The organism is Oceanobacillus halotolerans, from assembly GCF_010993955.1.
GTDB classification, from domain to species: domain Bacteria; phylum Bacillota; class Bacilli; order Bacillales; family Amphibacillaceae; genus Oceanibacillus_A; species Oceanibacillus_A halotolerans.
Genome location: NZ_WIXL01000004.1, coordinates 31405 through 55316, shown reverse-complemented (window position 1 = coordinate 55316; position 23912 = coordinate 31405). Strand labels below are relative to the sequence as shown.

The 23912-nt window shown below is 37.2% G+C and carries 26 protein-coding genes and 1 tRNA gene; 22 read left to right on the top strand and 5 right to left on the bottom strand.

What is annotated here, in order from left to right; genetic code table 11:
* The first annotated feature begins 103 nt into the window (after positions 1 to 103).
* From GHC26_RS06855 to GHC26_RS06780, 16 genes are all read left to right on the top strand, one after another.
* Positions 104 to 295, top strand: coding sequence for a PspC domain-containing protein (locus GHC26_RS06855; protein WP_163970523.1), 192 nt, complete (start codon positions 104 to 106; stop codon positions 293 to 295).
* Position 296: 1 nt separating this feature from the next.
* A complete protein-coding gene (locus GHC26_RS06850) occupies positions 297 to 656 on the top strand; it encodes a phage holin family protein (RefSeq protein ID WP_163970522.1) in 360 nt (119 codons plus the stop codon).
* A gap of 139 nt (positions 657 to 795) precedes the next feature.
* Positions 796 to 1731, top strand: a complete 936-nt coding sequence (gene hprK / locus GHC26_RS06845) for an HPr(Ser) kinase/phosphatase (RefSeq protein WP_163970521.1) — start codon at positions 796 to 798, stop codon at positions 1729 to 1731.
* 11 nt (positions 1732 to 1742) lie between these two features.
* Entirely contained in the window at positions 1743 to 2594 is an 852-nt protein-coding gene (lgt, locus tag GHC26_RS06840; protein ID WP_163970520.1) for a prolipoprotein diacylglyceryl transferase, read from the top strand.
* A gap of 801 nt (positions 2595 to 3395) precedes the next feature.
* On the top strand, positions 3396 to 4352 hold the full coding sequence (locus GHC26_RS06835; RefSeq protein ID WP_163970519.1) for a nucleoside recognition domain-containing protein: 957 nt from the start codon (positions 3396 to 3398) through the stop codon (positions 4350 to 4352).
* Positions 4327 to 4962 (top strand): pyrophosphatase PpaX, encoded by a 636-nt coding sequence (gene ppaX / locus GHC26_RS06830; protein WP_163970518.1) that lies wholly within the window; start codon positions 4327 to 4329, stop codon positions 4960 to 4962. The genes GHC26_RS06835 and ppaX overlap by 26 nt, the downstream gene beginning before the upstream one ends.
* A gap of 3 nt (positions 4963 to 4965) precedes the next feature.
* Positions 4966 to 5478, top strand: a complete 513-nt coding sequence (locus GHC26_RS06825) for an acyltransferase (protein ID WP_163970517.1) — start codon at positions 4966 to 4968, stop codon at positions 5476 to 5478.
* A gap of 300 nt (positions 5479 to 5778) precedes the next feature.
* Positions 5779 to 5940, top strand: a complete 162-nt coding sequence (locus tag GHC26_RS15910) for a glycerol-3-phosphate responsive antiterminator (protein ID WP_264175954.1) — start codon at positions 5779 to 5781, stop codon at positions 5938 to 5940.
* A 243-nt stretch (positions 5941 to 6183) separates the two neighbouring features.
* Positions 6184 to 7854, top strand: coding sequence for a glycerol-3-phosphate dehydrogenase/oxidase (locus GHC26_RS06815; protein WP_163970516.1), 1671 nt, complete (start codon positions 6184 to 6186; stop codon positions 7852 to 7854).
* 534 nt (positions 7855 to 8388) lie between these two features.
* Positions 8389 to 9390 (top strand): tetratricopeptide repeat protein, encoded by a 1002-nt coding sequence (locus GHC26_RS06810; RefSeq protein ID WP_163970515.1) that lies wholly within the window; start codon positions 8389 to 8391, stop codon positions 9388 to 9390.
* Between the two features lie 87 nt (positions 9391 to 9477).
* Positions 9478 to 10431, top strand: coding sequence for a thioredoxin-disulfide reductase (gene trxB / locus GHC26_RS06805; RefSeq protein WP_163970514.1), 954 nt, complete (start codon positions 9478 to 9480; stop codon positions 10429 to 10431).
* 643 nt (positions 10432 to 11074) lie between these two features.
* Positions 11075 to 11539 (top strand): NUDIX domain-containing protein, encoded by a 465-nt coding sequence (locus tag GHC26_RS06800; RefSeq protein ID WP_163970513.1) that lies wholly within the window; start codon positions 11075 to 11077, stop codon positions 11537 to 11539.
* A 14-nt stretch (positions 11540 to 11553) separates the two neighbouring features.
* Complete coding sequence (gene rapZ, locus GHC26_RS06795) at positions 11554 to 12438, top strand: RNase adapter RapZ (protein ID WP_163970512.1); 885 nt, start codon at positions 11554 to 11556, stop codon at positions 12436 to 12438.
* A 3-nt stretch (positions 12439 to 12441) separates the two neighbouring features.
* Entirely contained in the window at positions 12442 to 13401 is a 960-nt protein-coding gene (locus GHC26_RS06790; RefSeq protein WP_163970511.1) for a gluconeogenesis factor YvcK family protein, read from the top strand.
* A 36-nt stretch (positions 13402 to 13437) separates the two neighbouring features.
* Positions 13438 to 14388 (top strand): DNA-binding protein WhiA, encoded by a 951-nt coding sequence (gene whiA, locus GHC26_RS06785; RefSeq protein WP_163970510.1) that lies wholly within the window; start codon positions 13438 to 13440, stop codon positions 14386 to 14388.
* Positions 14389 to 14565: 177 nt separating this feature from the next.
* Entirely contained in the window at positions 14566 to 14826 is a 261-nt protein-coding gene (locus GHC26_RS06780; protein WP_163970509.1) for an HPr family phosphocarrier protein, read from the top strand.
* A 145-nt stretch (positions 14827 to 14971) separates the two neighbouring features.
* Here the strand turns inward: GHC26_RS06780 and clpP are convergent, their stop codons facing one another.
* Positions 14972 to 15559 (bottom strand): ATP-dependent Clp endopeptidase proteolytic subunit ClpP, encoded by a 588-nt coding sequence (clpP, locus tag GHC26_RS06775; protein ID WP_163970508.1) that lies wholly within the window; start codon positions 15557 to 15559, stop codon positions 14972 to 14974.
* A gap of 296 nt (positions 15560 to 15855) precedes the next feature.
* On the opposite strand from clpP, the gene GHC26_RS06770 reads away from it, so the two are divergent.
* Positions 15856 to 15931 (top strand) — tRNA-Arg (locus GHC26_RS06770).
* A gap of 220 nt (positions 15932 to 16151) precedes the next feature.
* On the opposite strand, the gene GHC26_RS06765 is transcribed toward GHC26_RS06770, so the two are convergent.
* Positions 16152 to 16628, bottom strand: a complete 477-nt coding sequence (locus tag GHC26_RS06765) for a YndM family protein (protein WP_163970507.1) — start codon at positions 16626 to 16628, stop codon at positions 16152 to 16154.
* 218 nt (positions 16629 to 16846) lie between these two features.
* Between GHC26_RS06765 and GHC26_RS06760 the strand changes: the two genes are divergently transcribed.
* Together GHC26_RS06760 and GHC26_RS06755 are read left to right on the top strand one after the other, a co-directional pair.
* Entirely contained in the window at positions 16847 to 18415 is a 1569-nt protein-coding gene (locus GHC26_RS06760; RefSeq protein WP_163970677.1) for a glutathione ABC transporter substrate-binding protein, read from the top strand.
* 763 nt (positions 18416 to 19178) lie between these two features.
* Positions 19179 to 19616: a DUF4064 domain-containing protein gene (locus GHC26_RS06755; protein ID WP_163970506.1), complete on the top strand. Its 438-nt coding sequence runs from the start codon at positions 19179 to 19181 to the stop codon at positions 19614 to 19616.
* Between the two features lie 49 nt (positions 19617 to 19665).
* Here the strand turns inward: GHC26_RS06755 and GHC26_RS06750 are convergent, their stop codons facing one another.
* Positions 19666 to 20235, bottom strand: a complete 570-nt coding sequence (locus GHC26_RS06750) for an SCO family protein (protein ID WP_163970676.1) — start codon at positions 20233 to 20235, stop codon at positions 19666 to 19668.
* Positions 20236 to 20914: 679 nt separating this feature from the next.
* Between GHC26_RS06750 and GHC26_RS06745 the strand changes: the two genes are divergently transcribed.
* The 3 genes from GHC26_RS06745 to GHC26_RS06735 all read left to right on the top strand — a co-directional run bounded on the left by GHC26_RS06745 (position 20915) and on the right by GHC26_RS06735 (position 22354).
* Positions 20915 to 21256, top strand: a complete 342-nt coding sequence (locus GHC26_RS06745) for a DMT family transporter (protein ID WP_163970505.1) — start codon at positions 20915 to 20917, stop codon at positions 21254 to 21256.
* Entirely contained in the window at positions 21256 to 21570 is a 315-nt protein-coding gene (locus tag GHC26_RS06740; RefSeq protein WP_163970504.1) for a DMT family transporter, read from the top strand. Before GHC26_RS06745 ends, GHC26_RS06740 begins: the two co-directional genes overlap by 1 nt.
* Positions 21571 to 21655: 85 nt before the next feature.
* Positions 21656 to 22354, top strand: coding sequence for a class I SAM-dependent methyltransferase (locus tag GHC26_RS06735; protein WP_163970503.1), 699 nt, complete (start codon positions 21656 to 21658; stop codon positions 22352 to 22354).
* A gap of 29 nt (positions 22355 to 22383) precedes the next feature.
* Here GHC26_RS06735 and GHC26_RS06730 read toward each other — a convergent pair whose 3' ends face one another.
* On the bottom strand, positions 22384 to 23313 hold the full coding sequence (locus tag GHC26_RS06730) for a prenyltransferase (RefSeq protein WP_226376885.1): 930 nt from the start codon (positions 23311 to 23313) through the stop codon (positions 22384 to 22386).
* 15 nt (positions 23314 to 23328) lie between these two features.
* On the bottom strand, positions 23329 to 23826 hold the full coding sequence (locus GHC26_RS06725) for a hypothetical protein (RefSeq protein ID WP_205599203.1): 498 nt from the start codon (positions 23824 to 23826) through the stop codon (positions 23329 to 23331).
* Between the last annotated feature and the right edge of the window lie 86 nt (positions 23827 to 23912).

Below are 23912 nucleotides of genomic sequence, written 5' to 3'. Positions count from 1 at the left end.
AAGAATTAAAGAATGCCCTTTCATTTTAACTGAAACCTATACAATCACTTGATCGTATTAATAGTAGGATCTTGCTATAATATGCAAGGATGGGGGAATTGTTATGAAACGATTATATCGCTCAGAAAAGGACCGGATTTTAGCAGGTGTACTCGGAGGCATATCAGAGTACTTCAAGATTGATCCAACATTGATCAGGTTACTATTTGTTGCAATTGTCCTGTTTACTGGTGGTACATTACTATTGATCTACCTTATTGCCATTTTTGTCATTCCAAATGAGGGAGAAATGTGATATGATACTTCGTTGGGTTGTGTCGGTCATCCTAAATGCAGTCGCACTGATTGCTGTTGCACAATTATTCGATTCCTTTTATATGGATGGGTTTGGTACTGCCATTCTAGCTAGTTTAATTCTATCGATATTAAATATTATCATAAAACCCATCTTAGTCATCCTTACATTGCCAATAACGGTAATGACATTAGGATTGTTTCTCTTTATTATCAATGCAATTACGTTAATGCTTAGTCAGGCCATGATCGGTGCCTCCTTTGTGATCGATGGATTTGGTACAGCAATTATCGCATCTATCGTCATTTCTGTTCTAAATCTACTATTAAATAAACTTATTAGGGATACACTAGTACAGTAGCGGACGCAGGTAAATGCCTGCGTCTTTTCAAATTCTAAATTAAATGTTGAAGTTTTTTAGAACAAGTTCTTCTTACTCCTGCCTTTATCTAAAATATGCTACAATGTAAATCAGTAATCGAGCTTCGGAGGTATAAACGATGAGCAAAGTTCGCACAAAGGATTTACTAGAAAATTTTAATCTTACCCTGGTTGCTGGAGAAGATGGAATTCATCGAGAAATTATTACGAGTGATATTTCTCGCCCAGGTATTGAAATGACAGGGTATTTTCGATATTATCCAAAAGAGCGCCTACAATTAATAGGAAAAACAGAAATGACGTATTTTTTAGATTTAACAGATGCTCAAAAAAGAGATCGTGCCGAACGGTTATGTACGGATGTCACACCAGGTATTGTCGTTTCACGTGGTATGGATATTCCCGATGTGTTATTAGAAGCAGCGAATGAATCTGGTGTTCCGATTCTTCATTCTCCGCGAAAAACAACCCGAGTCATTAGTCGATTGACAAATTATTTAGAGGCTAAATTTGCACCATTTACGGCTATTCATGGTGTCTTGGTTGATATTTACGGTGTTGGCGTATTAATTACAGGCCAAAGCGGTGTCGGGAAAAGTGAAACGGCACTAGAATTAGTGAAGCGTGGGCATCGACTTGTTGCAGATGATAGTGTAGAAATTCGCCAAGAGGATTATGATACATTAATTGGTAATTCCCCCCCTTTAATTGAACATCTATTAGAAATCAGGGGATTGGGGATTATCAATGTAATGACATTATTTGGTGCAGGCTCAGTTCGGAGCTATAAAAAAATTTCATTGATCATTAATCTTGAGTTGTGGGATGAAAAAAAACAATATGATCGATTGGGATTGGATGAGGATGAAATGAAAATTATGGATGTCAAATTGCCGAAAGCAACCATCCCAGTACGACCAGGAAGAAACTTGGCTGTTATTATCGAAGTTGCTGCGATGAATTTCCGATTAAAACGTATGGGAGTAAACGCTGCTGAAGAATTTTCAGAACGTCTAACAACCATGATTGAACAAGAAAAAGATGAAATGGAATAGGAGTGGTTTAGTTGAGTTGTGCTGCACCGTCATTAGATCGAGTATTTTTAGATTTAGGTCCCTTAACGATATATTGGTATGGCGTCATCATCGCAACAGGTGCCTTTATCGGGTTATACTTAGCAACGCGTGAAGCAGATCGTTTAGGATTGAAGAAAGATTTAATTGTTGATTTAGTTGTGTTTGCAATCCCAATTGCCATTATCTCAGCACGAGTATATTATGTTATATTTGAGTGGGAACGCTATGCAGATGGACCATGGTGGAATGTATTCGCAGTCTGGGAAGGTGGGATCGCAATACATGGTGCCTTAATAGGATCCGTTTTGACAGCAATTATTTATGCTCGCGTGAAAAGAGTTTCGTTTTGGCAATTAGCTGATATTGCTGCACCAAGTATTATCCTAGGTCAGGCAATAGGACGCTGGGGTAATTTTATGAATCAAGAAGCACATGGGGAACCAATTGCTGAATCTACTTATAATAGCTTTCATACATATTTACCAGATTTTATTATGAATCAAATGTGTATTGATGGAGTGATGTATCACCCAACATTCTTATATGAGTCTGTATGGAATTTTGCGGTCTTGGCTTTGTTATTAGTTTTACGTAGAAGAAATCCATTGCGTGGAGAAGTATTCTTATCGTATGTTATATCCTATTCAATAGGGCGTTTCTTTATCGAGGGGATGCGAACAGATAGTTTATACGTAGTTGGAAACCTTCGTACAGCACAGCTTATTTCCGTCATCTTGATTGTTGGAGCTATTGCTTTAATAATCTACCGTCGTAAATCAGGAATGGCTAATAAACATTATGATGGCAAAAAAGTGCCTAAGAATAAGAAAAAGAAAAAATAAAAGCCCTTTTGTATCATATTTGAGGAAATAAAGGAAAAAAGAAAGGCTGTTTTCTAAAAGATTGCTTTCTAGTATGAAACGTCATGCATATAAGATCTATGATGCGTAGTAAATGTTTAGCATGGCTTCATCATAAGGTGAGTGCTAAACTAATACTGTGGAAAACAGTCGCTTTCACCAGGGGCATAAGTGCGACATCTGTTCAAACTTTTCGTTTTCACAGTGTCTACTTTACCGCGGACAACGCTTCAGTTTCCTTTATAGAAAAGCGGAAGTGCCTTGGTTACCCCCGATTAGAAAACTTGGCTTTTCGCCAAGTGGCGAAAGGCTTAGTTGCACTTATGCAGTAAGAAAGTTTTTCTTATCTGCCAAGCTTAAGCCGAGCCTCGGCGTGGCGTTTTGTGCCACAGAGAGGATTGACTTAAGTCCTCGAGGGGGTAGGCACTGTAGCTAGACATCGGAAGCAAAACCCGCTTCCTGTGGGATCTTCAGCTGTTGTTTTTTCCGCAGGAGTCGACTGTCCTACGCTCCAATCAATCATCGTATAGCAACAACAATAATAAAAAGTAGAATAGCACATTAACAGCGGAGGAAAAACATGGAGACTCCTGCGGAAAAACGAGCCTAAGAGACCCCGCAACGAGGTTACGAGTGAGGAGGCTCGTGGGGAGTCCGCGGAAAGCGAAATGTTTTTCTGTAGCGGTAATTTTAGCTAAATTTTATTGCAAATCATATAGATTATGCGACGTAGAAAACCAACAAAGTATGCGAAAAAAGCCAAAAGAAAAGAGGGGATGAAGGTTGACTGGAATTGCTTATCGTGGATTACAACAAGGCCTTGGTACAACGTGGACCCTAGGGAAGGTAATATTTCCGATTACATTAATTGTAACGATCCTACAATATACACCAGTCCTTCCATGGATTATTGACCTATTAAGTCCAGTTATGGGGTTGATCGGACTTTCCGGGGAAGCTGCTGTACCACTAGTATTAGGTAACGCACTTAATTTATATGCTGGAATTGCAGCAATTGTATCGTTTGAATTTACAGTAAAGGAAGTATTTATTCTGGCAATGATGCTTTCCTTTTCTCACAATTTATTTATTGAATCGACAGTAGCTTCTAAAGTAGGGGTGAGCTGGTGGTTAATAGCTGGAATCCGGATAGCCCTTGCATTGTTAGCAGCTTTCTTCATTAATTTGCTGTGGAATGGTGGAGCGGAAGCAGCACAATATGGATTGATCGCATCTTCAGACCCTGCATTAAATGGCTGGTTTGAAATTACACTTCAAGGTCTTCAAACAGCAGTAGTTGCAGTTGTACAGCTTGCCTTAATTGTTATCCCGTTAATGATTGTCATGCAATATTTACGGGAAAAGGGATGGTTAACCAAGTTTTCCAATGCACTTGCACCATTCATGAAAGTACTTGGAATGAATAAAAATACATCCATGACGATGGTTGCGGGTCTAACGATTGGTTTAGCCTATGGGGCAGGATTAATGATTCAGGCTGTAAAAGAAGATGGTGTGTCCAAAAAAGATATGTATTTAGCACTGATCTTTTTAGTTTCTTGTCATGCTGTGGTTGAGGATACATTGGTTTTCATACCATTAGGAATTCCAGTATGGCCATTATTAGTTTTCCGTTTAACGACAGCAATTTTATTAACGATGACAATTGCCTTTGTTTGGAATAGAGTAGAAAGTAGAAAGAAGGAGACGACACATGAGCATTCGTACAATACTCTTTGATCTTGATGGGACTTTAATCGATACTAATGACTTAATTATGGCTTCTTTTCGTCATACATTTCAACGACACAATATGCCATTTACAACGGAGGACATTATAGAATTTAATGGTCCACCATTACAGGAAACCTTTCGGAAAATTGATCCGAACCGTGTAGATGAATTGATTGCAACGTACCGGGAGCATAATTTTGCTCATCATGACAATTACGTAAAACCATTTCCACACGTCGTGGATACGGTAAAACAGCTTAAAAAACAAAACCTACGACTAGGTGTTGTGACAACGAAACTGCAAAAGACAGCTAAAATGGGAATTTCCATTACAGGCATGGACGGCTTGTTTGAAACAATGATTACAACAGATGATGTGACTAATACCAAACCACACCCAGAGCCTGTACTAAAAGCAATGGAACACTTAAATGCAGATCCCTCATCAACTTTAATGATTGGTGACAATCATCATGATATCGAGGCTGGTCATAATGCAGGCATTCTGACAGCTGGAGTGGTGTGGTCGCAAAAAGGAGCGGAACGACTAAAACAATATAACCCTACTTATATGATAGATGATATTCGTGATTTGTTTAAGATTGTAGGAGTGTAAACAATGCGTAAAACGGAGCGTTATCAGGTGGATCAATCCAATTCATTGTGGCAAATCTATAAGACAGTTTCATTTTGGAAAGTGGTCAAAAATTTTATCATTATTCAAGTAGCTCGTTACACCCCTTTTCTTCGTATGAAGAACTGGTTATATCGTACATTTTTACGAATGGGGGTTGGGGATGAGACGGCTTTTGCTTTAATGGTAATGCCAGATGTCATGTTTCCTGAAAAGATCTCTGTCGGTAAAAATACAATCATTGGATATAATACGACCATACTTGCCCATGAATATTTAATTAAAGAATATCGTTTAGGGGAAGTGAAAATCGGTAATAATGTAATGATTGGTGCAAATGCCACGATATTGCCGGGTGTTACGATTGGTGACAATGCTATTGTATCAGCAGGAACTTTAGTCCATAAAGATGTCCCAGCAGGTGCATTTGTTGGTGGTAACCCAATGCAACTAATCAAAACAATGGAAACAAAACGGGATAATGAGGTAGGTGAATGATTCTTGGATATACCTACAGGCGTTTTACCGGCAATTCGGAAAATGAAGGACTTGAAAAAGCATTAGATACTTCCCATGATACGGTTGTGTTTTTTAGAATCAAGGCTTGCTCAGCTAAAAAGTCTACTAGATCATACTAGAGGGCAAATAAGAAAGCCTTTATTCATTTTGATCTTATTTAAGGAGTTAAGCTGATAAGGATGGAATGGAATACTTAATTCATGAAGCCAGATGGATTTGTTTCCACAAGAGGAAAAGTTATTAGTCTAGCATAATCTACTAGTAATTCAGCGAATGTTTTTGTTAGATAGTCTGGCGCTTGATCATAACTTAACATTAATTAAAAAGGTTAAACATGATCTTGTGGAAGTTTTACCAGGCTTGACTCCAAGTGTGATAATGAAAATACATATCAAAACAATCATTCCAGTCATTGCTGGTGGATTAATTACAACAAAATAGGATTCTTGACTGCACTAAATGCAGGTGCGGTTGCTGTATCTACATCTAACCCAATTTTGTGGGGTTAGTACAAGGAACCTTTACCCTTTAGGAAGTGGTATGGTATTATAAACATAAATTAATATTAGTGACGGAGAAATGGAGAAACCACAAACTTCTAAAGAAACATTAGAATGTTTTGTGGTTTTTTATTTTTTCGCTAAAAATGGTAAGACTATGGGTAGATGAAAGAGGAGTGAAAATGTGGCAGTTTTCTCTAGTTATCAACGTGAAGAACTTTTTTCTAAATTAGAAAAAGATACATTAGATTTATTAGTAATAGGTGGTGGCATCACTGGATCAGGTATTGCATTAGATGCTACAACACGTGGCTTACAGGTTGGTGTTGTAGAAATGCAGGACTATGCCGCTGGAACCTCTAGTAGATCCACTAAGTTAGTTCATGGTGGTTTACGTTATTTAAAGCAGTTTGAAGTCAAAATGGTAGCTGAAGTAGGAAAAGAACGAGCGATCGTTTATGAAAATGGTCCCCATGTAACGACCCCTGAATGGATGATGCTTCCATTCCATAAGGGTGGTACGTTTGGTACATTTACAACGAATATTGGGTTACGTGTGTATGACTTCTTAGCTGGTGTGAAAAGATCTGAGCGTCGTTTTATGTTATCGGCCGAAAAAGCACTAGAAAAAGAGCCATTAGTTAAAAAAGATGGATTAAAAGGCGCTGGGATCTATGTGGAATATAAAACAGATGATGCACGGTTAACGATCGAAGTTATGAAAAAGGCGGTTGAAAAAGGTGCAACTGCAGTTAACTATGCTAAAGTTGTCGATTTTATTTATGACCAGTCTGGTAAATTAATAGGAGCTATTGTAGAGGACCAAACAAATGGTAAGACACATTTGATATACGCGAAAAAGATCATTAATGCAGGTGGTCCCTGGGTAGATGATTTACGCGAGATAGATGGATCGAAAAAGGGGAAGTCTTTACACTTAACTAAAGGGGTGCACCTTGTATTTTCAAAAGACCGTTTCCCATTACAACAAGCAATTTATTTTGATACACCAGATGGAAGAATGATATTTGCCATTCCGCGCGATAACAAAACATATGTAGGAACAACGGATACCACATATGATGGTAATGTTGCACATCCTACGATGACAGAAGCAGATCGGGATTATGTTTTAAAAGCAATAAATTATATGTTCCCAATGGTAAATATGAAACCAGAAGATGTCGAGTCAAGCTGGGCTGGGTTACGTCCATTAATTGCTGAGGACGGGAAAAATCCTGGTGAAATTTCACGTAAAGATGAAATATTTATTTCTAATTCAGGTCTTATTTCAATGGCAGGTGGAAAGTTAACCGGTTATCGTAAAATGGCAGAGCAGGCAGTTGATACAGTAGTTAATCAGTTTAAAGAAGAAGAGAATATTCTTTATTCCAAATCCGAAACAAAACATTTACCAATATCTGGTGGTGAGGTAGGAGGCTCCAATGGCTTCAAGCAGTTTAAGAAAGAGAAAGTTCAACAGGGTCTAGAACTTGGCCTTTCAGAAGAATCTGCTACTAATTTAGTACAAACATATGGCTCTAATGTGGACATTTTATTCAGTCTGTATAAGGAAAAACAGGAAGAAGCAACTAATGTAAATATTGATCCAGTATTGTTTGCTGAATTACAATATGCGCTTGAATATGAACAAGCGTATAAACCAGTTGATTTCTTTATCCGTCGTACAGGAGCACTGTTTTTTGACATTAATTTGGTAAGAGACCATAAGGATTCTGTCATTGAATATATGGCAAACACATTTGACTGGTCAAATGAACAAAAAGAAATTTATAGAGATGAGTTGGAGCAGTTGTTAGTTGAGGCTGTAACACCAACGTCATCTAAAGCATAAAAAAAGCTGCCATTTGGCGGCTTTTTTTATGCTTTAGGAAAGTATAAAATTTTAGCTAAGAAGTGGACTCGACGTTGCTAAAATTTTAATGTCCTGAGTATAAGAAAAACTAAATACATTCGCTAAAGGACGAGCGAATGCGAGTTCTTCTAATGTTGGGTTCCTTTTTTAATTTTAGTCATAAGGTTAGGCTAGTATTTCGTTGTCAGTGCCTGAATCAGTAAGAAAAGTAGAAAAAGTAACAGAGCCAGCTTATCAGTGCCCAATTCAGATTAAAAGTATTAAAAAAGTAACAGAGTTTTACCCATTCTTTGTTAACGTAGTAAAAACGCTTACTAATGAGCTACTAGCTTCCGTTTTTCCCTAGTAGTCGACTATCCTCCAATCTAAGTATAATAATGGTTTTGAATAATACTGTTCACCTTTTTTCGGGTTAAAGCGAAAAAAGTCTTAAAAGTTGTCTAGCTGTCTATATTATTCCCTAGATAAATATGATATAATTTTTTAGATATTAGTGCATTAAGGGGGATATACATGCAAGGGTTAGAGGATAAAACAGATAATAAAAAACAAAATAACATTATCCCTTTTATTCCTGATGGTGATTTTTACTTTACCAAGGGTGTAGAAGCTTTTCAAAAGCATAAATTTGAAATTGCGATGAAATGGATGAAAAAGGCAATTGAAACATCGCCTAAAAATCCATTATTCCAATGTCAACTGTCTATCATCTATACAGAAATTGGTGCCTATCACAAAGCAAATCAAATTTTAACAGATGTGTTACAAACGACAGGTGATAAGTATGCGGACTGTTATTACCTATTAGCTAATAATTACGCTCATCTAGGTTTATTAAATGATGCAAAAAAATATGCGGAATCATATCTTACAATAGAACCAAATGGTGATTTTCATGAGGAAGCAAAAACATTACTTCAATTAATTGATGTTGATGACGAAAATGATGAATGGGAATTAGATGAAGAAGATGATTTATTGCTATTTCAAGAAACGGTATTTTATCATTTGGAGCATAAAGAATATGAAAAGGCATTACCGATATTAGAAGAAATGATGGCTCTATTCCCAGAGCATCAGTCTATAGAACACGACTATACACGTGCTTTGTTTTATACAGGAAATGAAACCGAAGCAATCCAAATGGAATTGGATGTCTTAGATGCCAAACCAGATGAGTTATACAGCCATATGAACTTAGCTAATTTTTATTATGAACAGAATGAAAAGGAAGCATTCGAACGTCACATACAAGTATTACTAAATGTATATCCTATTCATGAGCAGCAAAAATTACGAGTTGCAATTACACTTGCCAAAACAGGATATTATCAAAATGCTTATCAGCGATTCCGTATGTTACAAAACAATATGGTAACAAACCACTTATCATATTATAGATGGTATAGTCATACTTGTTTTCATTTAGGAATGGAAGATAAGGCAAAACAATTGTGGGGCGAAGGATGTAAAAGACATCCAAATTTGTCGAAAGAAGTAAGACCATGGATGTAATAAATGAGCAGAACATTAGACGAATATGTCCCATTCTTATACGATGTAATTGGAATAGGATAATAGTATAAAAAGGGGCTGAACAACATGTCCGAAGATCGTATGTATGACGTAATTATAGCAGGTGCAGGACCAGCAGGTATGACTGCAGCTGTTTATGCTTCTCGTGCTAACTTAGATACGTTAATGATTGAACGAGGTATTCCTGGTGGACAGATGGCAAACACAGAGGATGTCGAGAATTATCCAGGATATGATCATATCTTAGGACCAGATCTATCGAATAAAATGTTTGAACATGCGAAAAAATTTGGTGCAGAATATGTATATGGTGATATAAAAGATGTAGTAGATCATGGTGAATATAAAACAGTAATTGCTGGAAATAAAGAATATAACACTCGTACTGTTATCATCACCACTGGTGCACAATACAAAAAACTAGGAATCCCTGGTGAAGAGGAATTAGGCGGCCGTGGTGTATCATATTGTGCAGTATGTGATGGAGCATTTTTCCGTGAAAAACATCTAGTTGTTGTCGGTGGCGGTGACTCTGCAGTTGAGGAAGGTGTTTATTTAACAAGGTTTGCTGAAAAAGTAACAATTGTTCACCGTCGTGATGAGCTTCGTGCCCAAAAAATTCTTCAACAACGAGCATTTGACAATGAAAAAATTGATTTTATTTGGAATACAGAGGCAAAATCAATTAATGAAAAAGACGGAAAAGTTGGCAGTGTCACACTATATAATAATAAAACAGAAGAAGAGTATGATCACCCAATAGATGGGGTATTCATTTATATCGGAATGGTGCCATTAAGCGAACCATTTCAATCACTTGGAATTACCGATGAAGAAGGCTATGTTCCAACAAATGAGCATATGGAAACCAATATTCCAGGTGTGTTTGCGGCAGGCGATATCCGTGATAAAACCCTAAGACAAATTGTGACAGCTACAGGTGATGGAAGTATAGCAGCTGAGTCGGCACAAAAATATATTGAAGAATTAATGGATGAGTTAAAAGCAGCAAACTCCTAATGTCATAAAATCACAATAGAAATTAACGCTATTTTAACGGAGTTGTAACACGCACGAAACATTTGTGGGGTACAATAGTATTAACTAATTGACCCCCTTTTAATTAGATAAATTAGTTTTTGGCGCAGGTAATTTACCTGCGCTTTTTCTTTTGATCCTATTCGCGTACTTTGTAGTTTTTTTATGACGCATAATCTATCTATATTGTCCATCATAAAGTTTCAGATATAGTAAGTTACAACGCATAATACATCTTATATATATATGACATTTCATCGAGGAGAGCAACAATTTTTTAGAAAACAGCCTTTTCTTTTGCACTTTTTGCGGGTTTTGTTGCTTCCGAAAAAATTCGTAGTAAATAGATGATACATCGTAACTATTTTAACTAATTATTACCTTGGTTTGACACTAGGGTATAAGACAATGGGATGGCTGGACCCTTTAGTAATTTTTGACAAAGGCTTATATGCTTGTGGCAGATGAATTTTTCATTGTATACTAGTAATAGTGTTTTTAAGAGCAGAGAATAAAGAAACGAATGTACCAAACATAGGATAAAACCATCAACTAACATGTAAAGACAACTCAAAAACTCAAGAATGATGAGGTTCACTTTATAAAAAGAAATAGGTGATCATGCATGCAACGGGTGACAAACTGCATATTAATAGAAAATAACCATGTCCTGCTTCTTCAAAAACCACGTCGTGGCTGGTATGCCATTCCTGGCGGTAAAATGGAACATGGCGAAACCATCAAAGAATCAGTTGTTCGGGAGTTTTGGGAAGAAACAGCTTTACAATTAGTGGAACCTAAGCTTGGAGGGACCTTTACATTTAATATTATGGATGGAGGCAAGTTGGTTCAAGAGTGGATGATGTTTACCTTTATTTGTCGAACATATCAAGGGACACTAACAGACCATTGTGATGAAGGAGAACTAGAGTGGGTTCCGATTGAACGAATTTCCAAATTACCAATGGCTGAAGGAGATCGGAAAATCTTTCGTCATTTATTAACGTCATCATCCATGCTTTTTGGAGCTTTTACGTATACCGAATCGTATGAACTGCTTGAAGCGCGTATGGATCCAAGTTCTAATTAAGGGAGTGAATGAACATGACAGATAACAATCAAGAAACTAAATTAGTTGTCATTACAGGAATGTCTGGAGCAGGAAAGACAGTCGCTGTTCAAAGCTTTGAAGATTTAGGATACTATTGTGTGGATAATCTTCCACCAGCTTTGCTCCCAAAGTTTTTAGAATTAATGAAAGATGCAACGAACAATATTCAAAAAGTAGCACTTGTGATGGATCTGCGCGGACGAGAGTTTTTTGACTCATTATTTGAAGCTTTAGATGTACTAGGGGAAGCAGATTGGGTACAAGAGCATATACTATTCTTAGATGCAAAAGATGAAGTTCTAGTACGGCGTTATAAGGAGACAAGGCGCTCCCATCCATTGGCTGTAGGGGACTTACCATTAAAGGGGATCCACCAAGAACGAAAGATTTTAGATGAACTACGTGGAAGAGCACAGCGTATTATAGATACAACAAATTTAAAACCGAGAGAACTACGTGAAAAAATCGTCCATACGTATTCAGAAGATAAACAGGATATCTTTTCGGTAAACATGGTTTCATTCGGCTTCAAACATGGAATACCGATTGATGCTGACTTAGTTTTTGATGTTCGTTTCTTACCAAATCCTCATTACGTCGAACATATGCGACCATTAACAGGATTGAATAAAGAGGTATCCTCCTATGTGTTTAAGTGGTCAGAAACCCAGAAATTTAATGATAAAGTGTTAGATTTATTGCAGTTCATGCTTCCACAATATAAAAAAGAAGGAAAATCACAACTTGTCGTAGCAATTGGTTGCACTGGTGGGCAACATCGATCAGTTGCATTAGCAGAACATTTTGCTAAAAAATTATCCTCCAATTATATCACTCATGTCACCCACCGTGATATTGACAAAAGAAAGGGTCATTAGGATATGTCGAATACTTTCCAGCCACGAGTTGTTGTTATTGGTGGTGGAACAGGAATGCCAGTTCTATTACGTGGTTTAAAAGATTTGCCGATACATCTAACAGCACTCGTAACGGTTGCAGATGATGGAGGAAGTACTGGTAGACTACGAAACGAGTTAAATATACCAGCTCCTGGAGATATACGAAATGTGATTGCAGCACTATCAGATGCAGAACCAATGCTATTGGATCTATTTCAACATCGTTTTCCCATAGGAAATGGTCTATCAGGTCATTCCATGGGAAATTTACTATTAGCTGCCATGACATCGATAACTGGGGATTTTTATAATGGGATTAAGGAAATTTCTCGCGTATTAAATGTGAAAGGGGATATCTTCCCAATTTCCAATCAGAGTATGCGATTGCATGCCGAAATGCATGATGGAACCACTGTGTCTGGTGAGTCTAATATCCCTCTTGCAAAAAAAAGAATTAAACGCGTATTCTTGAGTCCACAGCCTATCAAACCACTTCCCCATGCTGTTCGAGCGATACAACATGCTGATCTAATCGTAATTTCACCTGGAAGCTTGTATACGAGTATCCTTCCAAATATGATCATCCCAGAGATTGATGCAGCAATTCAACAAGCAGAAGGAAAAGTTATATATGTTTGTAATGTCATGACACAAGCAGGTGAAACAACAGGATATGCGGCAAGTGATCATGTCCAAGCTATCTGTGATCATGTGGGTGATAATGCAGTGGATTCAATCATTGTTCATAATGAGCCAATACGACAAAATGTGCGTGAAATATATGCAGAAGAAAATGCAGAGCCTGTTGTTTACGATACAGACCGTTTACTAGAAATGGGGTTACAGGTTATTGAAGGAGATATTATTGATCCAACAAAAACAACTTTAAGACATGATACAGCCAAAATTGCCAAATTAATTTATACATTATTAGATCGTTAACCATCGATGAAATTGTTTAATGGGGAGGTGAGGTCCATGTCATTTGCTTCAGAGATTAAAAAGGAATTAACAGGTGTTGAAGTAGATGAATGCTGTACATATGCTGAACTTGCTGCGTTAATCCGTATGAATGGTGCTGTTTCTGTATCGAAACAAGGCTACTCATTAGATGTCCAAACTGAAAATGCCGCAATAGCACGTCGAATTTATACACTGATCAAGTCAACATATGATATTCCAGTAGAATTACTTGTCCGTAAAAAAATGAAGTTAAAGAAAAATAATGTCTATATCGTCCGAATGAAGGAAGATGTTGATGTGTTACTAACAGATTTAGATATATTAGAGAAGCCATTAAGCTTTAATCGAACAATTTCAAAAGACTACGTAAAAAAGTCCTGTTGTAAAAAGGCCTATTTAAGAGGAGCCTTTTTGGCAGGTGGGTCTATCAATAATCCAGAGACTTCTTCCTATCATTTAGAGATCTTTAATTTTTACCAAGAACATAATGATGCATTATGTGATTTACTAAATGAGTTTAACTTACATTCTCGTAAATTAGAACGGAAAAATGGATATATCGTGTATATTAAAGAAGCAGAAAAAATCACAGCATTTTTAAGTCTAATTGGTGCTCACCAAGCTTTACTTAAATTTGAAGATGTACGAATTGTTCGAGACATGCGTAACTCTGTTAATCGATTAGTAAATTGTGAAACCGCAAACCTTAATAAAACAATTGGTGCTGCTTTTCGGCAAATTGAAAATATAAAACTTATTGAAGAAACAGTTGGTTTAGATGCATTGCCTGAAAAATTACAAGAAATCGCCGTATTACGGATTCAGCATCAAGATGTGTCATTGAAAGAACTAGGGGAACTTGTTTCGAATGGGAAAATATCAAAGTCTGGTGTTAATCATCGATTAAAAAAGATTGATGAATTTGCTGAAAAAGTTAGACAAGAACAAGCATTGTATAATGGATAAGCCTATAACTATTATTAAAATGTAAAAGTTCTGTGAATTATATTTCCTTTTCAAAATCGCCATGATATAATGAGGAATAAATTTTAAAATAGTTATAATGAATATGTCGGTAGCTACTTTAGAGGTGAGCTACCGATTATATCTATTGATATGATAGCGCTTACGCTTACAGGGAGGATGAGATTAGTGGAGAGGTCTGTTAGAGTGGAACTTGAAACTGGTTTACAAGCAAGACCAGCAGCGAAATTTGTGCAAGAGGCAAATCGTTATAGTTCCGATGTGTTTTTAGAAAAGGATGGGAAGAAGGTAAATGCCAAAAGTATAATGGGGTTAATGACATTAGCAGTAACACCTGGAGAAACCATTACCTTGATTGCTGAAGGTTCTGATGAAGAAGCAGCACTTAACGATTTAACAGCTTTTGTGCAAAATTCTTGATATGAAGCGTTTAAAAAGGCTGTCTCCAATAGAAGGAGACAGCCTTTTAGTGTATTACTTGGCAGATAGGAAAGTATAAAACTTTCTTTCTGCACAAGTACAACTAAGGCGATCGCTAAAAAAGGGTTGGCGATAGCCAAGTTTTCTAATCTGATTTACGCTCTAGAATACGATCAATTAAACCATATTCCACAGATTTTTCAGCAGACATGAAGTTGTCACGATCTGTGTCACGCTCAATCACTTCAAGTGGTTGACCTGTGCGTTCAGATAAAATTTTGTTCATTTTTGCTTTCATTTCAACGATTCGTTTTGCATGAATTTCAATGTCTGTTGCTTGACCTTGTGTTCCACCTAATGGTTGGTGAATCATTACTTCACTATTTGGAAGTGCAAAACGTTTCTCTTTTTCACCTGCAGCTAAGAGAAATGCTCCCATTGAAGCAGCCATTCCAGTACAGATTGTAGATACATCAGATTTAATAAATTGCATTGTATCGAAAATTGCCATTCCTGCTGTGATGGAACCGCCTGGTGAATTAATGTATAAGGAAATATCTTTCTCTGGATCTTCTGCCTCCAGGAAAAGTAATTGTGCTACAATAGAGTTTGCCACATTATCATCAATGGCACTTCCAAGCATAATAATACGATCTTTTAATAGTCGTGAATAAATATCGTATGCACGTTCCCCGCGGTTTGTTTGTTCAATAACTGTTGGTATTAAATTCATTTAAACATCCTCCTCCATTAATAACGCTTAAGCCCTCTAAATTAGGTCTAGTTTAATCATAACGAAAAGGTCAATAAAGGTCAAACGAAAACGTTCATTGATAAGCACACTTTCCATCATACCCAAATTTTTACAATCTAAACATAGAATGAAAAGGGAATTGTCTATCAGTGGTTTCTACGGTGTACATGATGCATTAGTTTATGTCGGTCAGGCAGATATGTTTGGAAAAAAGACTTGTATCTAAAACAGATAGGCGTTATAATATTCTATGTGTCTTAATTTGATTATAGAATGCGCCCATAGCTCAGCAGGATAGAGCACTGGTTTCCGGTACCAGGTTTGTCGGGGGTTCGAATCCCTCTGGGCGCGCTAAAAAAAGACAAGCATTGTCATAAAAGCAATGCTTGTCTTTTTATTTGACGCGTGTCTAGCAACCATCGGAGTTGATATAAAATGCAACGTTTTAGCTATTACGCTATGGAAAAACACGACTGCTCAGAGCAGAAATCAATGGCGCTATTTTATACAGAAATAAAACTTCTTCACTAAAATAGAGTGTGGAAAGCAACTATCTTATAGAAAACAGTCTTTATTTTTGTTTATCCTCATTTTTATTTTTCTGCTGATGGTGAAATGCTTCTGTTTTGTTCTCTTCAGCGAATTCTGTTTGAAAAGAACCGAATTCACGTGTTTCTCGCCTTCTTGGTTTCGCTTTTTCCTCATCTAAGACACGTTCGATCATATACGTATGAAATAGTGGGTCTGTAACGGTAATAAAGAAGGCTGCAAATAAGGAGGCGAGTGCTATTGGTATTGACACTTCAATCAGCATTAATCCTAGGACCCAAAGTAGGACGAATGATAATCCAAAATCAGCAATCGTTGTAACTAAATTATTTAATCGAGGTAACATATATAAATCACCAATTAAATAAGTTGCTACGGTGACCAGTAAACTCATCCATACTAAATTTCCGATTGATACATTATAAAAGATCGCAAATATTGAAAACACGACAACACTAACAATGATAAATTTTATGCCAATGGCTTTAATGTGATCCATCTTAAGTCTCCTTTCCTTCGTTCTATGTTTAGTATTTGTTAATAAATTAGAAATATGAAATGATTGTTGTTAACGGCTTTGTAATGAAGAAAAGGTTAGAAGTAAATGGTTGACGCATGGATTGGTAGGCATTAGAATACTGATGGGTAGTAATCTTACCTGTTTTATCAGGATTAAAAGAATGGGGGAATAGTTAAGTGAAAAAGTTTTGGTTACTCATGTTTATTACATTTCTGAGTATAGGTCTCGTTGCCTGTGCTGGTGATTCAGATACAGACGGTAATGAGGATACAGACAGCGCAGAAAATACAGATACTGCCGATCATTCATTAACCGTTGACCTAGCGTCAGATCCAGTTTCACTTGATCCACATGCTGCAAATGACGGTAACTCTTTATATGTGATGAACGCAATGTATGACACTCTTGTACAGTTAAACACAGATTTAGAGATAGAGCCTGGTTTAGCGGAAAGTTTAGAACAAATTGAAGACACCGTGTGGGAAGCGAAAGTTAGAGAAGGTGTCACTTTTCATGATGGATCTGAGTTAAATGCTGAAGTGGTAAAAGCAAATCTAGACCGTGTCCGGGATCCAGAAGTTGGTTCTTCCCTAGCGTTTTTATTTGATATGATTGAATCAGTTGAAGTAATTGATGAATATACTGTGCACATTACAACAGCATATCCATTTTCCGCATTACCATCACATCTAGCACATCCAGGTGGTCATATTATTAGTTTAGAAGCGATAGAAGCTGACTATGAAGCAATGGAAAATGGAGAACAACCATTTACGTATGTGAATGAAAATCCAACTGGAACTGGATATTTTAAATATGAAGAGCGGGAAAATGGGGAATACATTACGTTAGTAAAAAATGAAGATTATTGGGGAGAAGAAGCAAAAGTGGATTCGGTTACCTTTAAAGTGGTACCAGAGGATATGACACGAATTGCTGAGTTAGAAACCAATGAAGCAGATATTATCTATCCAGTAAATGCAAACGACATTGAGCGAGTAGATAGTAATGAAGAAACATATGTCAAACAATCCGATAGTGCTAGTCTATCTTATATTGGTATGAATACACAGGTTGAGCCGTTTAACGATGAACGTGTGAGAAGAGCTGTTTCGTATGCAATTAATCAACAAGAGATTATTGAAGGGGTAACAGATGGGGTAGCACTAGAAGCTATTGGTCCATTAGCACCGACTGTTTTTGGTTATAGTGACGATGTAGAACCAATTGGTTATGATCCAGAAGAGGCTAAACGGTTATTAGAAGAGGCTGGCTACCCAGATGGATTTTCTGCCTCGATCCTAACCCATGATCGTACAACAAGTGACACCGCAGAAATTGCCCAGCAGCAATTAGCAGAAGTTGGCATTGAGTTAGAAATAGAGACAATGGAAACTGGTGCCTATTTGGAAGTGACGGGGAATGGTGAAATGGATATGTTTGTAGGAAGCTGGGGTACGGTAACCCTTGATGCTGATTATGGACTCTACCCAATGTTTCATTCAGAGAATGCAGGAGCACCAGGTAATCGTTCTTTCTTAGCAGATGATGAGATAGATGCATTATTAGAAGATGCAAGAAAGGCAACGGATGAAGAGGAGCGATTACAGCTTTATGAAGAGGCGCAACAATTAATTGTTGATAAAGCACCAATTGTACCGCTTTATCATTCTGTATTATTAGCTGGCTTGCGTGAAGATGTAGAAGGATTTTTCCAATATCCAAGCAGCTTTCCATTCCTGCGAGATGTGACAGTAGGGGAGTAGTGTACAAACAGTGGTTCTTCCAGAAAAGGGGAACCACTGTTTTTTTTGTTAGGCCCTTTACGAATACTTTGTTGTTTTCTTATGTTGCATAATCTATATAATGTGCAGTAGTTAGGATATGCACATAGCTTCGCTACGGAAAAACACTACGCTTTCACCAGGGGCATAAGTGCGACATCTGTTCAAACTGTTCGTTTTCACAGTGTCTACTTTACCGCGGGGAGGGTGAGCCTCCTCGGGCTAGCGCTCTGTGGGGTCTCACCGATCTCCTACTTCCCGCAGGAGTCTTCGTGTTTTTCCTCCGCTAAGTTATGCTGCACTCAATTTAATCATTACTATTGTTGAACGGATGTTGCCCTTGTGCCCATAGTGAAAGCGAGTGTTTTCCACAGCAAAAGTCTAGCACCCTCTTTATAAAGAATGAAGGAAGCAATGCTAAACAGTTACTGCGCATCATAGATCAACTATTCATTAAGATTTATCACGTGTTAACTGGCAGTTATCCCCCACTTCAAGTATAAGTGGGGGATAACTGCCAGTAAAAGTGAGATAAGTTCAACTAGGATTCGGTGGGGGATTAGGGAAAACCCCCACTGAATGAGTTAAGCTTTATACTGGAAAAGGCAATAATCTTTTAGAAATAGCCATTTGTTAATTAATATGCTTAAATAAGGAAATATATTTTCATTATTGTCATACAATTTGACTATGTTATAGTATTAACGTAATGAATGTACAGGGGAAGAATAGGAGGATGTAGACAATGAATCGTACTGGTGAGGTTGTATTAAGCATTATTGGTGCAGTAGTGTATGCTATTTTTGGCGCATTTGGTGCATTTATGATTTGGCTACAAGGAAATGAAGACCTTATACAGCAAAGTTTAGAAGAAGGGGTAGCTCAAGATCCCAATTTATCCATGAGTGATTTTGAAGGGGATTTAGGTATAATGATGGATGCTATCGGAACAGGTGGATTAGTGCTAACAATCACTGCATTTGCATCTGTTGCATTAGGGATCCTTTCCATGATCTTCTTAAAAGGAAATAAAAAGCCGAAAGCAGCAGGTATTATACTGATTGTTACAGCTGTTGTTGCGGCGCTTGTAAGCTTTGGTGCTGGAATATTCCCAGGTATCTTTTACTTAATTGCAGGTATTATGGCACTTGTGCGGAAGCCGAAAACAGTTATTGATGGTTAATTTAAAAAGGATTTCCTTAGTAGGAAATCCTTTATTATCGATCATATAATTAAGACGTTACTTTTTTGAGATCTTCTACAATTGTGTCCATTTCAGATGACGTTCTACCATCATACTTTTTAATAATGTTTCCTTCAGGATTAACTAAGAAGAAGCCAGTTCCATGTGTGACTTGATCAGAGCTAGGGTCCTCCTGCACTATTGATTTAAAGCTTTTAATCGAGAATTCTTTTATGGTTTCAAAGTCATATCCAGTTAAAAAGCTCCAGTTTGATAAGTCTGCACCATATTGTGCTGCATAATCTTTTAATACTTCCGGAGTATCGTAGTCTGGATCAACACTGAAGGATACGAGTTGTGCATCAATTCCTTCTTGTGTCATTTTATTCTGCAATTCAGCCATGTTTGTTGTCATTGGTAAACATACCGTTACACAGTTTGTAAATATAAAATCTGCTACCCACCATTCTCCTTCTAAATCTTTATTACTAAGTGTCTCATTGTCTTGTGTAGTAAACTCAAAATCTGAAACTTGTTCATCCATATTGGTTTCAATTTCATCTCCACAACCGACAAGAAATAGAAGAACTGTAAATAGTAATACCTGACTATATTTCATCATATCATGCCTCCATGTACTATGTATTGTCATTATAGCTATATTTAAAATTAATTTCACCCAAATTATAACACTGGTCTTCATTTCATGTGTGAACTTTCCATGAACGTTCTTCTAATCGATAGATCAGTAATTCATTTGTAAATATGCTAAAATAGGGTGGATTGTTTAAAAAAGGCAGAACTATTGTTTTTTTTAGTATAAATCTTCATGACTAGGGCAGTCGACTCCTGCAGGAACAGCACGTGTCCGAAGACCCCACAGGAAGTGGTTTTCTTCCAGTGTCTAGCTACAGCGCCTACCCCCTCGAGGTCTTAAGTCAATCCTGATTACGCGCAAAAAGCGCCACGCCGAGGCTCGTCTTAAGCTTGGCAGATAAGAAACAAAACGTTCTTACTGCATAAGTGCAACTAAGGCTTTCGCCACTTGGCGACAAGCCTAGTTTTCTAATCGGGGGTGACCAAGGCGCTTCCGCTTTTTATCGGAGGAAGCTAAAAGCGTCTGTCCGTGGTAAAGAAGACACTCTGAAAACGTAAAGTTTGAAAAGATGTCGCACTTATGCCCATGGTGAAAGCGACTGTCCGAAGCGGAAATCAAAGGCTCTATTTATGCAGTATCATATAGAAGATACGATGTTAAATAACAACGAAAAAAGATCTTTAAAAAAAGGGGTGCTTATATGGGTTGGATATATGTATTCCTAGCAGCAGTGGTGGAAGTATTCTGGGTCATTGGCTTAAAATATGCAGATTCATGGCTAGAATGGATCGGAACTATAATATCCATTGTGTTTAGTTTTTACCTTGTTATTAAAGCATGTGAACATATACCATCTGGGACAGTCTATGCTGTTTTCACTGGTTTAGGAGCAGCTAGTATTGTATTGTTAGATTTTCTCATTTTTGATGCTTCCTTTTCTATTGCGAAATTGGTTTTCATAAGTCTTATTATAATAGGGGTAATAGGAATTAAAATAACAACAAAGGAAGTTGTATCGCATAAGAGTAAGGAGGAAGTCTAATGGCTTGGGTACACTTATTTATTGCAAGTTTTGGGGAAATTGCTGGTGTGTTTTTTATCAATCTTTACATAAGAACCAAAAAAATTCGGTGGTTATTGATGGTCATCTTGTCCTTTATGTTTGGCTTGAGTTTTTTGTCTCTTGCAATGCGAGATATTCCATTAGGGACGGCATATGCTGTCTGGACTGGATTTGGAGCCGCTGGTACGGTGTTAATGGGAATTCTTCTTTTTAGGGAACCAGCAGATTATAAACGTCTTTTCTTTTTAATGTGTATTATTATGGGAGCTGTTGGGCTACGTGCACTAGAGTAATAAAGGCCTTTCGCGACCTAAGAACTAGTATCTTCATGCCATCATAAAGTATATAAAATGTTAATGTTTTTAGGAGAGATAGATGATGAGTTATACCTACCAGGACTTTTTAGCTTATTTTGGAGTCGGAGGTGCCCATCCAGGTGGAATGTCGTTTACAAAAGAATTGCTAAAGCATATTCCAATTACGAGGGATAGCCATGTATTAGATGCAGGATGTGGAACAGGGCAAACAGCCGCCTTTCTACAAAAAGACTTTGGCTGTTCGGTTACTGCCATTGATCAACATCCAATTATGATTGAAAAAGCATGCCAACGTTTCAAAGAGGGGAACCTCAATATTGAAATACGAGAGGAAAATATAGAAGGTACATCTTTGCCTTCCAATACATTTGATATCATTATTGCAGAATCTGTTACGATTTTTACCAATATCCAAAAGGTAGTAAAGGAATATGCACGTCTACTAAAGGATGATGGAATAGTATTAGCCCACGAAATGACGGCAAAACAAGTTTTATCGCAGCAAGAGATGGATGTATTACAAGATATTTATGCTATCAGTAGGGTTCCAACTAAAGAAGAATGGATTCAATTATTTAAAGATGCAGGATTTCTTAATGTTGAAAGTATAATGGCCAAAAATATAAACGACACACCAGAATTTATGCTATCTAACACAATTGATCCAGCTTTATATGACATTTGGGACCAGCATCAACTTGTTACAGAAAAATATGCAGATCGGTTACAATATTATGTTTATCGTGTGCAAAAGAGCTAGGATACACTTATGATGTACCTTAGCTCTTTTTATAAACTGACTAATAAACCAGTGATAAAAAGTAGACTAAATACCCAATTATGCCAAGCAGCAAATTTCATAGCACTAATTTGTTCCATTCGATCTGCTTCTTTTCGAAATGACCAGCGAAGTTTCGTGGCTATAGGCAATGCCAAAATCATCATTGCTGTTGTCCACGGTAGTTGTTGCAATAATATCAATATAAGAACGGTTAAATAGGTAAGTACCAGTATAGTTGTAAGAAGACGAATAGCATTTCGTTTCCCAATACGAATGGGTACTGTATGACGAAACGATTGGTCTTTTTCTATATCACGAATATTATTAGTTAAAATCATCGTAGTAATTAATAAAGCAAAAGGGATGGAAAGGATAATGATGTCTAAGTCAATAGCATTTCCTTGTATAGTATATGCTAGTATTCCTGGTACAAACCCGAGAAAAATGGCAGCAGTTGTTTCACCTAGTCCTAATGATGATAAGGAGTGTGAACCACGAGAGTAATAGATTCCTGCCAGTATACCGATAATTCCTACCATTATAATCCAAGGATTCGTATGAAAAGCCAGCCATGCTCCCACTATAATTGCTATTACAAGCAAAACACTAGCAACTGCTGGAATAAGATGATGTGGTGGATGATGTGTTGTGATCCGTTGACTCTTAGTAAACCATTTATCAAGATCTTGCCCATTACGAAAATCAAAATAATCGTTTAACATATTCGTAGCTGCTTGTATACATAAACAAGCGAAGAGTAACACAATAAATAAATGAAATTGAATAGTACCTTGGTATACTGCTAAAATAGTGCCAGCCAAAATCGGACTAACCGTACCAGTTAACGTTAGCGGGCGAATTAACTGAATCCAAGAGAATCGAAAATAATATGTCTGAGGCTGTATATTCACGGGTATCGTTGCTTTTTTTGTATACATTTATACCCCTCCTAATTAAAATGCCATCATGCTACCAAGTAAAATTAGAAAGCCAATTACCTCTACTGATTCTAAGATGGTCGTCAGCATCATAGCTTTGTTTAAGGCTTTGGTGTTGCCTCTAGTCGCGTTTTCCCATAATGTATTATCTCGGAAGACTTTCATCGATTGTCTATAACCTACGAAAACCCCCCATGCTAGCGTAAACAGTGCAACCAATAATGCTGTAACCCAAATAGTTCCATACCTGGTATTCCACACATCATGCCATGAATCAAGTGGTCCTAGTACAGTTCCCAGTATGATCCCTGTTCCGATCACACCAAATCCTGCAAGCGAAAAGATCCAATGGGTGTGCTTCATTAGCATTTGAAAAAATAGTTGCTGCTCTTTATATGCAAGTTTTTTTGCTACAGGATAGACCCCCCAACCAATAAATAAAATACCGCCAACCCATGTGATTGCTAAGAGAATGTGGATACTTAAAACGATTTGATGTAATTGCCAACTCATACCATCTCACCTTATTTCTCTTAAGTTACTTTCATTATAAATTGGTAAAACACACCTAAGTGTGACAAACATCACACAAACAATAA